The 11,648-nt window shown below is 33.8% G+C and carries 9 protein-coding genes, 1 tRNA gene and 1 pseudogene; 4 read left to right on the top strand and 7 right to left on the bottom strand.

All coding sequences use genetic code 11. From position 1 onward, the window contains the following. Positions 1–72: 72 nt before the first annotated feature. Positions 73–954: a DUF808 domain-containing protein gene (locus tag EB819_RS02205; protein WP_069799424.1), complete on the top strand. Its 882-nt coding sequence runs from the start codon at positions 73–75 to the stop codon at positions 952–954. 3 nt (positions 955–957) lie between these two features. Further along, positions 958–1,656, top strand: a complete 699-nt coding sequence (locus EB819_RS02200; RefSeq protein WP_069799426.1) for an RsmE family RNA methyltransferase — start codon at positions 958–960, stop codon at positions 1,654–1,656. Between the two features lie 110 nt (positions 1,657–1,766). Here EB819_RS02200 and EB819_RS02195 read toward each other — a convergent pair. Continuing rightward, positions 1,767–2,430, bottom strand: a pseudogene (locus EB819_RS02195) (TrmH family RNA methyltransferase). An 86-nt stretch (positions 2,431–2,516) separates the two neighbouring features. Between EB819_RS02195 and EB819_RS02190 the strand changes: the two are divergent. Beyond that, positions 2,517–3,542, top strand: a complete 1,026-nt coding sequence (locus tag EB819_RS02190; protein WP_069799430.1) for an asparaginase — start codon at positions 2,517–2,519, stop codon at positions 3,540–3,542. A 25-nt stretch (positions 3,543–3,567) separates the two neighbouring features. Then, positions 3,568–3,654: transfer RNA gene (locus tag EB819_RS02185), tRNA-Ser, on the top strand. Between the two features lie 32 nt (positions 3,655–3,686). On the opposite strand, the gene EB819_RS02180 is transcribed toward EB819_RS02185, so the two are convergent. From EB819_RS02180 to glmS, 6 genes are all read right to left on the bottom strand, one after another. Further along, entirely contained in the window at positions 3,687–4,724 is a 1,038-nt protein-coding gene (locus EB819_RS02180; protein ID WP_069799432.1) for an NAD(P)/FAD-dependent oxidoreductase, read from the bottom strand. Positions 4,725–4,788: 64 nt separating this feature from the next. After that, complete coding sequence (gene porN / locus EB819_RS02175) at positions 4,789–5,886, bottom strand: type IX secretion system ring subunit PorN/GldN (protein ID WP_083250182.1); 1,098 nt, start codon at positions 5,884–5,886, stop codon at positions 4,789–4,791. A 36-nt stretch (positions 5,887–5,922) separates the two neighbouring features. Further along, positions 5,923–7,491, bottom strand: a complete 1,569-nt coding sequence (gene porM, locus EB819_RS02170; protein ID WP_069799434.1) for a type IX secretion system motor protein PorM/GldM — start codon at positions 7,489–7,491, stop codon at positions 5,923–5,925. Positions 7,492–7,540: 49 nt separating this feature from the next. Beyond that, complete coding sequence (porL, locus tag EB819_RS02165) at positions 7,541–8,227, bottom strand: type IX secretion system motor protein PorL/GldL (protein WP_069799436.1); 687 nt, start codon at positions 8,225–8,227, stop codon at positions 7,541–7,543. A 43-nt stretch (positions 8,228–8,270) separates the two neighbouring features. Beyond that, positions 8,271–9,680, bottom strand: coding sequence for a T9SS ring complex lipoprotein PorK/GldK (gene porK / locus EB819_RS02160; RefSeq protein WP_069799438.1), 1,410 nt, complete (start codon positions 9,678–9,680; stop codon positions 8,271–8,273). Positions 9,681–9,792: 112 nt separating this feature from the next. Next, complete coding sequence (gene glmS / locus EB819_RS02155; RefSeq protein ID WP_069799440.1) at positions 9,793–11,643, bottom strand: glutamine--fructose-6-phosphate transaminase (isomerizing); 1,851 nt, start codon at positions 11,641–11,643, stop codon at positions 9,793–9,795. Between the last annotated feature and the right edge of the window lie 5 nt (positions 11,644–11,648).

The following is an 11,648-nucleotide window of genomic DNA, read 5'->3' as shown; positions in this document are numbered from 1 at the left end:
GAAAAATAATAATATATCGTAATTTTAAATTTTTAAACAAACTCATAACTTTTAACTCATAACTCAACAATTATGGCTTCAGGATTTTTCGCAATATTAGATGATATCGCTGCATTGATGGACGATGTAGCAGTTGCTAGTAAACTGGCAACCAAAAAAACCGCAGGGATTTTAGGAGACGACTTGGCCGTAAACGCCGAAAAAGCAACAGGCTTCCTTTCTTCTAGAGAATTACCTGTACTTTGGGCAATTACCAAAGGTTCATTTCTTAACAAATTGATTATTTTACCCATTATTTTTGGGTTAAACTGGTTATTTCCTGCAGCCATCAAAATTATTTTAGTGATTGGTGGTTTATATCTGGCTTATGAAGGTGCCGAAAAAATTATAGAATTTTTCTTTCATAAGAATGACCACAAAACAGAACACGAAGAAGCTTTAGATGTGATGGATGATCCTATCGCTGCAGAAAAAGCAAAAGTAAAATCTGCTATCACCACCGATTTTATTTTGTCTTTAGAAATTGTAATTATTGCTTTAGGTTCTGTATTAGACCAACCATTATTAAATCAAATTTTAACAGTTACAGTCGTTTCAATCATCGCTACAGTTGGGGTTTATGGAATTGTAGCTTTAATTGTAAGAATGGATGACGCTGGTTACAAACTGCAAAAAAAATCAAGAAAAGAAGGCGGAATTTTATTTAACATTGGTCAATTGCTTATCAATATGTTGCCTTGGGTAATTAAAATTTTAGGAGTAGTGGGTACCATTGCTTTAATTCTAGTAGCTGGAGGAATTTTCCTACACAATGTAGAATATTTACATCATTTGATTGAAGATTTACCTACTCCTGCGATTGTTAATGAATTTGGCGCTGGAATTTTAGGCGGTGTCATCATGGTATTGGTGATTACTTTAGTAAAAAAAATCGTTTCACTGTTTAAAAAATAATAAATGAAACTTTTCTTTGGCGAAATTATTCCAGATGTAAAAATTAATGACGAAGAGCAACAGCACATTGTGAAAGTTCTTCGCATGAAAGAAGGCGAAGAAATCTTTGTGACAGACGGAAAAGGAAATCTCGCCAAAGGAAACCTCGTTTTTGAAGGGAAAAAAGTCAGTCTGAACGTTACGGAAGTTCAAGAATATTTCCCTAATCTTACCAAACAATTGCATATTGCGATTGCTCCTACCAAAAACATCGACAGAATTGAATTTTTCGTGGAAAAAGCAACAGAAATGGGTATTTCTGAGATTACCATTCTGAATACTGAAAAAACAGAACGTAAAAACCTGAACATCGACAAACTCAGAAAACAAGCTGTTGCAGCCTCTAAACAAAGTTTAAGATTTCACTTTCCAAAAATTAATGATGTTACAAAACTTTCAGATTTTATTAAAAATGTAAATCCGGAAATGACTTTTGTGGCACATTGCGATGTGGCTTTTGAACGCATCAACCTCAGTGACATTCCAGAATTGACCAATCCTACTTTCCTTATTGGTCCAGAAGGTGATTTTTCCGAAAAAGAAATTAAAATGTTAGCCGAAAAAGGCATAAAAGCCGTTTCACTGGGGCACCAAAGATTAAGAACAGAAACCGCAGGGATTTTCGTAGCTGCGTGGAATTACTATAAGTCAATAAGTGAATAGTCAATTTTTTTCAGAAAAGTGAATTTTAAAAATTTTCTCGCTGATTAGCAGATTTAGCAAATTCTCTTTAGCGGAAAATTATTGATATTTCATCAGCGTACTCTGTGGAACTAACCTTTCAAAAATCTTTCCAAAAGTTCTTCGCCACTTCTGATGGAATTTACCGTCCATCTGATTTTCATTTCTAGTAATTTTTCTTCAGATAATTTATAATCAATTCCAGATTTCATAAGCTTTTGCTTCAATTCGTACATACAAATTGCGGCGGCAACCGAAACGTTAAAACTTTTGGTAAAACCATACATGGGAATGGCCAAAGTTTCATCTGCAAAATCTAAAATTTCATCAGAAACGCCTTCCAATTCTGTCCCAAAAACCAGTGCAATCGGTTCTTTCACTTCGTAATCAGGCAACATGGTCGCGTTATTTTCTGGAGAAACCGCCAAAATTTTATAACCTCTGTTTTTGATTTCCTTCAAAGAATCTAAATTATTAGGCATTTTTTCAACTTTCACCCAAGTTTCTGCACCTTTCGTAACCTTTAGATTTGGGTTAAACATTTTCTTCTTCCAAAGCAACTACGTGATGAAAACCGCAGGCTTCCACACTTCTTACAATTGCTGCTGCATTACGGAATTGATACACATCTTCCATCACCGGAAGCACAAAATCTGAACTTTCCTGAGAAAAATGCTCTATTTTACTCAATCTTTCATCAGTAAGAAATTGTTTTAGATAATCAAAAGTTTCTTGAAGTCTGTTTTTAGGAATCATTTGGCAAAATTGCAAAATATTTTAGAAATTAACTTTAAATTTTTAACTTTAAAGTCTGAAAAATTCTACAAAAAAGAAAATTTTACATGAAAAGAAAAGTCCTCATCATATACACAGGCGGAACCATCGGAATGGAGAAAGATTATGAAACCAATAGTCTTCGCGCTTTTGATTTCAATCATATTTTCAATAAAATCCCAGAGATGAATCTGCTGGAATGCGAAGTAAGCGTTCATCAGTTTTCAGAACCTTTGGATTCATCAGATGTAGGACCAGAAGAATGGAAGGAAATCGCTCAACTGATTGAGGAAAATTATCACCTTTTTGATGGATTTTTGATTCTTCACGGAACAGATACGATGGCTTACACGGCTTCTGCACTGAGTTTCATGCTCAAAAATTTAAGAAAACCTGTGATTTTGACGGGTTCGCAATTACCAATCGGGGATTTAAGAACTGATGCCAAAGAAAATTTGCTTACCAGTCTTTATTACGCGAGTTTATATCAAAATGATGAAGCGGTGGTACAAGAAGTGGCGCTCTATTTCGAATATAAACTATTGAGAGGAAACCGCTGTTTAAAATATTCTGCCGAGAATTTCGATGCATTTATCAGTCCAAATTACCCTATTTTAGGAGAATCTGGTGTTCACTTGAAGGTGGAAGAAACCATGCTTTACAGAACGCCTCATCAAGAAGATTTTTCTGTAGATTTACATTTGAATGACAGCATTCTTTTGTGGAGAATTTTTCCTGGAATCAATTTAGAAAGTTTACCTCAAATTCCTAAAATCAAGGTTTTAATTCTTCAAGTTTTTGGTTCTGGAACGATTTTCAGCAATAAAAAAACGGAAGAAGTGCTTCAAAAAATCAGAAATAACGGAACTGAAATCGTGGTGATTTCTCAATGTGTTTCTGGTGGAATAAGCATCGGAAAATACAATAACAGTAATATTTTCAAAAAGATTGGCGCAATAAGCGGTCATGACATCACTGCCGAAAGTGCTTTGGCAAAAGCAATGCATTTAATTGATAATCCAAATTACTCAGGTGATTTTGCTGAAAATTTTAAGAAAAATCTGCGTGGAGAAATTTCGGAAATTGAAGAATAAATTCTACCTTTGCCAGCAGATAAAAAGAGAGGTGTCCGAGTGGTTGAAGGAGCTACCCTGGAAAGGTAGTATACGGGTAACTGTATCGAGGGTTCGAATCCCTTCTTCTCTGCAAAAAATCCGCAAACTATTGCGGATTTTTTTTTATTGAAATCTTTTCAAATCTACTTCTGGATGAATTTCTTCGTCGTTTTCTAAATGATGGTATAGGTTAATCGAGAAATAATTTCCATTGAGAATTCCTCTTGCTCCCAATCCGTTAAATACATATAAATTACCAAATTCTGGATGATTTCCTAAAATCGGCCTTCTATCTTTAACAGTAGGTCTAAAGCCAAATTTCACCTCTTTTACTTCAAAATCATGAGGATAAAACTCTGCTAAAGCATTAGTGAGTTTTTCTACAGCAACATCGTCTATTTTATGATGGATTTGTTCACGGTCATACGTTCCACCGTAATAATAATTCCCGTTGTTCAATGGAAAAATAAAATGCTTCTTTTTAATCGTAAACCCATCTTCTAAAGGCACAGAAAGTTGAACTTCTAAATGATGGCCTTTATTCTGATGTACTGGAATTTCAGCAAAAAATGGGTTTTCTTTGACCGCCATTCCTTCGGCAAAGATTATTTTTCTAAACGAAAGATCTTTGTAGGTAGAATCATTTGGTTTCAATAACTGATAATCAAATTTTTCTTTGATAAGATAATTTTGACTTTCTAAAAAGTTCATCATATCTGAGAAAAAACCACTTACATCTAACCGAGCCGATTGATTCACCACTCCACATTCAAATGGATTTTTGACAGAATTAAGTTTTACAAAATCTTTGGAAAGGAAAGGTTTTAAATTTTCGTCATCTGATTTTTTCAGCCATAATTCTTTTTCTTTTTCGTCATGAAAAACTCTTAGAATAGGCTTTTCTATCAAATAATTTTGACCTGTATATTGTTCAATTTCGGTCATGGTATTTTTAAGAGAATCGATTTGTTCCTGTGCCAACCAAAATGTGGTAAAACGTTTGAGAACTGCAGGATTTATCATTCCAGCAGAAACCATTGATGCACTTTTTTTGCCTTCGGTAAAAAGTAAAAATGATTTGTTATTTTTAATGAATTGATGCGCTAAAAAAATTGCTGCATAACCATCTCCTACGATAATATACTCTACTGATTTCGTCATAAATTGTCAATAAAAAAACCTAAGCAAAGATACTTAGGTTTTTGTTTATATAAGGATATTTGGATTAATAATTCCACATATCATTTTCCATTTCTAGAATTTGATTTTTAATTCTGTCAGATTCTTCTAATTGTTCTTCAGCATCATTAGGAATATAATCTTTAATGATTCCTGTTCCTAAACCATTGTCTGATTTATAAATAATTGAAGAAAATCTTCTCGCATTAAGAATATCATCATAAGTTAAATCTGAAGATAAGTTTTTGCTATTGAAAACTACTGAGTTAGCAAGAACTTCTCTAGCATCTGGATAATATACCCAGAAAAGATCAATTAATTCATCTTTGTTACCTAAAGAAACACCATCAGCAGTTTTTTCTGCCATCATGGTAGGATCTGGTCCCATCGCAGCAATACCTAGAAGTCTGTATTTCATTTGACCATCTCTTCTGTCTACGTACCACATTCCTTTAACTTTAAGAAGTTTTACGCTTTCAGTTTTAGTTTCAATAACGTCTGTTCCAGCTTTGATATCTTCTGGAGTAAGTTTTTCTCCAGCATTTCTTTTATCAATTAACCAGTCAGATTCTTTAGTTACTGATAACCTTTGCTTAATTGCTTCAGGAGACAACTTAGTCATGAACATTTCATCATCATACACTTCTTTAATATCACCACTCATGATGTTATCAATCAACAATTGATATAAAGATTTATTTTGAGAAACAATTCCGTCAGCATTATGATAAAATGGCTGATTGATTTTTTCATTCATATCAATAATTTCCCAAACCACCATACTTCTTAGCACGTCCTTTTCATCTATGTAACCATAGCTAATAGGCTTGTTTCTAGCTGAAATAACTGAATCACCTTTCTTAATAGTACCAATCTCTCTGTATACTCTGAAAGCTGCAGGAGACTTAGCATTTAATATAGATAATGAGTTAATAGGCTCTAAATCAGCTTCTGGTTGTGCTGTAGCTGTAACTTCAGTATTAACATTAGGAGTAACAGGAGCTGCTTCAACTGCGGGAGCTGGAGTTTCTTGTTTAGCAACTGTAGTTTTTTTAGCAGTTCTCTTCTTCGTAGTTCTTCTCTTCGTCTGCGCGTCTACAGAAAAAACACTTAATGCTAATAGTAAAATTAAAATCTTTTTCATTTTAATGATATGATATGTATATTCTTAATAACTAAATTATTGAACATTTATTACAACTGGACTGATTTTTTTCAGCGTTTGACCTCCTAAACCAGTTGCAGTTGCTTGAATACCTGCAATGTAACAAATATCTCCTGATCTTAAGTTCTTAGTAAGACCTGCTACAGAGCTTAATGAGTTACCATTTACAAACATCGCAGCTTTTCCTGGAACTTTAAATTTAAATCCTGTTACTTGGAATGACACAGGGAAATCGAAATCTGGGATAGCAGCACCTACTGTTTGATTAGCAATAGAAGTTGCTGGCATTGTAACCTCGTTTTCACCTCTAATTTGTCCTTGAGGAGCTGGAACATTTTTAATTCTGAACTCAAATTTCTGAGAAATTGTTTGTCCTTTTGGTCCTTTTCCTGAAATGGTTAATGTAGTAGTATTACCTGAACCTGGAGTAATGATCCAAGATCCACCACCTTTTTTAGTAACTGTTCCGCCAGTTGCAGTAAGTGTAGTTTGGCTATTATCAGCACCAAGGATAGAACCAGAAATTGGGTTCTGAACACCACGGTATAAAACGTTCATTTTATCAGCAGATAATAAAGCTCCACTTTCGAAGGCTACTTCTTTAGCACCTGGAACTACTCTATATGGATGAGAGAATTTGTATTCTAATTTTTTACCATTAGCATCATTAAATGAAACTACACCATTGAAAGTATATTCACCAGGAGTAGAAGAAACTAATGATTTATAACCAATTCCGTTTTCTGTTCTATCTGCACCAGCAACACCAAATCCTGGTAAATTGCTATCATAAGTACCAATGAATACTTTTGCTTCTGCTGGTTCTCCTTGAATAATTACATCTGGAGCAGCAACTACCGCTTCGAATGCATCAAACTTAATATCTGCGTCTACTTTTTCTCTTAACATTAAAGAAAGAGCATCTGACTGTAAGTTTCTTGCTTCTGACTGAATTACCTCTAAATTAGAAAGAGCAGCAATTAAAGGCTGATTATAAAATTTATACTGTAACCAGTTTTTACCCTGTTTTTTGTATGGAGCATCATCAGTTGATAGTCTTTTTTTAGCTCTCTCTACTACAGAAACTAAATCTTTATTGTTTCCAAAATTCTGAATGATATAGCTTTGAAGCGCAGCCATTTTATTTTTTAATTCTTCAGAATTTTTAGATGGTAACTCTGCATCTCCTCCCTTAAAGAACTTTTTAGTTACAGCGTCTGTATTATTTAGAGAAGAAAAATTATCTTCTACATTTTTGTTAGCATCAAAACCTGCTTCTGTTTTTAATTGTCCTTTTATTGTTTCAATAAAACCAACTAAGTCATCAGCATTTTTCTTCATTCCTTGGTATTGTTGACTTGCCAAACCAAAGGTTTCTGGTGAATTATCAGCTTTTTGTTTAAGGGTTAATTCAAAAATATCGTTCTTTTTCTCTGCTAATGTTCTAGAATCGGTAAGAGATTGATTGGTATCTTGAAATGATCTAATGATTTCTTGGTCTATCTGCATTGCAAGCATCGCAATGAAAACCAGATACATCAAGTTAATCATTTTCTGACGAGGTGTTTGTTTTCCTTTAGCCATTTTAATTCTTTTTTTTTAAATTTTTATTGATTAAAATATTGAAAGAAAATTAAGCTTTCATTGCAGAAAGCATACCTCCGTAAACTCTATTAAGATTATTTAAATTAGATGTAAGACCTGCTAATTCTTCATTAAATTTCTGAGATTGGTCTGCAGATTTTTGGATATCTTCTACATACTTTTTGCTCATTTCGCTTTGTGCTTTACCATGCTCTAATTGTAGTGCATATAATGCATTCATGCTTTCTAAGTGACTAGCAGCCAAAGTCAATTGGTCATTATATTTAGTAGTAGCTTGTGATACATCTACCGTAGAATTAATTTGCTCTACAGAACTAGAAAATTTATCAATTCCTGTTTTTAGTCTTTCGAATAATTCTACATCTAGTTTAGCATCAGCTAACATTTTATCTAATTTATTTGACAAGGTAACGTCTAAGTCAGAAGTTTCTACTGCAGCTACTTTTCTAGCTTTTGGCTGAGCATCTGCATCTAATAATTCTGGATAAACATTTTCCCAAGCATATGAAGCTTCTTCTTTTGGTGCATCAAATGCGAAGATTAAGAAAATTAAAGCTTCTACACCTAACCCGATTGCTAGAATCCAAGTACCAGTTAATGGCCCAATATTCCAGTGATTTAACTTAAATAATGCTCCTAAGATTACTACAGCAGCACCTGCTGAATAAATAAAATTTAAAGTTGTGTCTTTAGTTTTAAACGGATTCCCAATCATACCTTTGATTTTTAATAGTTTTTGATAATTTAATTTTTACTTTTTATTTGCTTGATCTTCTCAATCTAGCTGTTCCTGCAGGAACGTCTTGAATAGTTCTAAAACCAATATAACTTCTTGCAGAATCTTTTCTTTCCCAGTCTCTATAGCCTGTCATTAATAAGTAACCTACATCTTTCCAAGAACCTCCTCTTACAGATTTTTTAAGTTCTCTGTAGGCTTGGTTTGATAAGTAAGGATTTAAAGTTGACGAGAATTGATAAGTAGAGTTGCTGTAAGGAGACTCCGTCCATTCTGCAACGTTTCCAGCCATGTCATATAGACCAAAACCATTTCTATGGAATCTTTTTACTGGAGCTGTATATGGATAAGTCCCTTTCTTTTCATCTTCTATGTAATTACCTCTTTTCGGTTTAAAGTTTGCTAAATAACAACCTCTATCATCTGTAAGATAAGGACCACCCCAAGGATAAGTTGCATTTTCTAGACCACCTCTTGCTGCGTATTCCCATTCTGCTTCTGTTGGAAGTCTAAATTTCATAGGATTGTCTCCTCTTTTTTTACCAGATTTTACGTAGTCTCTTTTTGCTTTCGTTTTATAATCACAAAAAGCTCTTGCTTGATCCCAAGTTACTCCTACTACTGGATAATCTTTATAAGCTCTATGCCAAAAATATCTATCAAATAAAGGTTCGTTATATGCATAGTTGAAATCTTTAACCCAAACTGTTGTATCTGGATAAACAGCAATGCTTTCTTTTTTAAGATAGCTTGCACTTCTTGTTTTATCTTTTACCGCAGTTGCTATATCTTCCCACTCGTAAGAATATTTTAATTTCTGAGTATCGAGAAGTCTTTCGTTGTTAATTCTTTTAGCTGGTGGTAAGTAAAGAGATTCCATTACTTCTGCATATTTTTCGTCAGGATATTGACCAGTTTTCCAGTATAATGGCACTCTCCAATCTAATTTTCTAGAATCATTGTACCCGTCTCTATCACCTTGAGCTTCTAAATATTTTTGATATGCGTTTGCATCATCACCCGCTTTTTTAGCTAAAAAAGCATATCTCCCTATTCCATCTTCATTGGTATCATCACCTGCAGCTTCTGCTAATAATGTTCTTGCAATAGAGTCTCTTACATAGTTTACGAAGAGTCTGTATTCTGAATTGGTTACCTCTGTTTCGTCCATAAAAAATGAAGAAACGGTAACGGTTTTCAGAGGAGCTTTTTCTGGTGTTGCGGTAAAGTCTGCATCAGCCTGCCCCATTACGAAAGAACCACCAGGAATGGCCACCATACCGTAAGGTCTTTGAGCCTCGAAAGATTTTTTACTTTCTTTTGGCACCAATTCTCCTCTAGAGTCTGGTTTTCCAGAGCTTGCTCTTCCTCCACCTTTAGAACATGAAACCACAAAAGATGCTGCAAGCATCAAAAGAAACATTCTTTTCATTATACTATTATAGTTTAAAGCGGTAAATATATAATTAATTTTTTTTTTAACAAATCTTTAAGATTTTTTTTAAACGAGAATTAAAGTAAAATATTTTGTATCTGATTAAAATTTATTCTACTGTTACAGATTTCGCAAGATTTCTTGGTTGGTCTACATTGGCACCTCTGTAAACCGCAATGTAGTAAGCTAATAATTGCAACGGAATAGATGCTACTATTGGCGAGAAACATTCTGAAGTTTCTGGAATTTCTATTACATAATCTGCCATAGAAGCAACTTGCTCATCTCCGTAATTTACTACAGCGATTACCTTACCTTTTCTTGCTTTAATTTCTTGAACGTTACTTACAATTTTATCATAATGACCTTTTTTAGGAGCAATGATTACAATTGGCATATTTTCGTCTATTAAAGCGATAGGTCCGTGTTTCATTTCTGCTGCTGGATAACCTTCTGCATGGATATAAGAAATCTCTTTCAATTTAAGTGCTCCTTCTAATGCTGCAGGGAAATTAAATCCTCTACCTAAGTATAAGAAATTAGTAGAATTAACAAAATCATGCGCAATTTCTTTCACATAATCATGTGTAGATTTTAGAACCTCTTCTACTTTTTTAGGAATATTGTCTAACTCTGTGATGAGTCTCATGAATTCAGCATTACTTAGATTACCATTATGCTTGCCTAATTTAAGGGCGATAAGTGATAAAATAGTTAATTGAGCCGTAAATGCTTTGGTAGAAGCCACTCCAATTTCTGGACCAGCATGAGTATAAGAACCAGCATCTGAGAATCTTGCAATAGATGAATCTACTACATTACAAATTCCATAGATGAATGCTCCTTTTTCTTTAGCCAATTTAATCGCTGCCATAGAGTCTGCGGTTTCTCCTGATTGAGAAATGGCTACAACGATATCTTTTTCGGTAATGATGGGATTTCTGTATCTAAATTCTGAAGCATATTCTACTTCTACAGGAATTCTTGCAAATTCTTCAATAAGATATTCTCCGATTAAACCAGCATGCCAAGATGTTCCACACGCAATGATGATGATTCTTTCTGCTTTATTAATTCTATCAAGGTGATCCCAAATTCCAGCCATTTTTATAATGCCTTCATTTACGAGTAATCTACCTCTTAATGTATCTTGAATAGATTTTGGCTGTTCGAAAATTTCTTTTAACATGAAATGCTCATAACCACCTTTTTCTATTTGCTCTAAGCTTACTTTAAGCTCTTGAATTGCTGGTTCTATTTTTTCATTTTCTTTGATGCTTCTAATATCTACTCCTTTTTCTAAAGAAATGGTAGCCATATGTCCATCTTCTAGATATACTGCTTCTTTTGTAAATTCTACAAATGGTGATGCATCTGAAGCAATAAAATATTCTTTATCTCCTAAACCAATTGCTAATGGTGAACCTAATCTTCCTACAACTAAAACACCTGGATAGTCCTGATGCATCACGGTAATTGCATACGCTCCATAAACTTCGTTTAGAGCATATCTTACTGCTTGTGGAAAATCTACATTTTGAGCATCTAAAATATATTGAATTAGATTAACTAGAACTTCTGTATCGGTTTCAGATAAAAAAGTAAAACCTTTGCCTATAAGCATGGTCTTAATCGTATCATAATTTTCGATAATACCATTATGCACAAGAGCAATTTTGCCATCGTTAGAAACATGTGGGTGGGAATTTCTATCGCTTGGAACTCCGTGAGTAGCCCATCTTGTATGTCCCATCCCAATATGAGAAGTTCCTTTTAAGTTTTCAGAAATGTCAACTAAATCAGAAACTTTCCCTTTAGTTTTCTTAACCTCAAAATTATTATTTTTATCTTCAAGTACAATTCCTGCACTGTCATAACCTCTATATTCTAATCTTCTCAAGCCGTTGATAACAATATCATAAGCATCTTGAAAACCTGTATAACCTACAATTCCGCACATAGTTA

This window comes from Cloacibacterium normanense, from assembly GCF_003860565.1.
Taxonomy (GTDB): domain Bacteria; phylum Bacteroidota; class Bacteroidia; order Flavobacteriales; family Weeksellaceae; genus Cloacibacterium; species Cloacibacterium normanense.
This window is presented reverse-complemented; position numbering and strand designations above follow the sequence as displayed.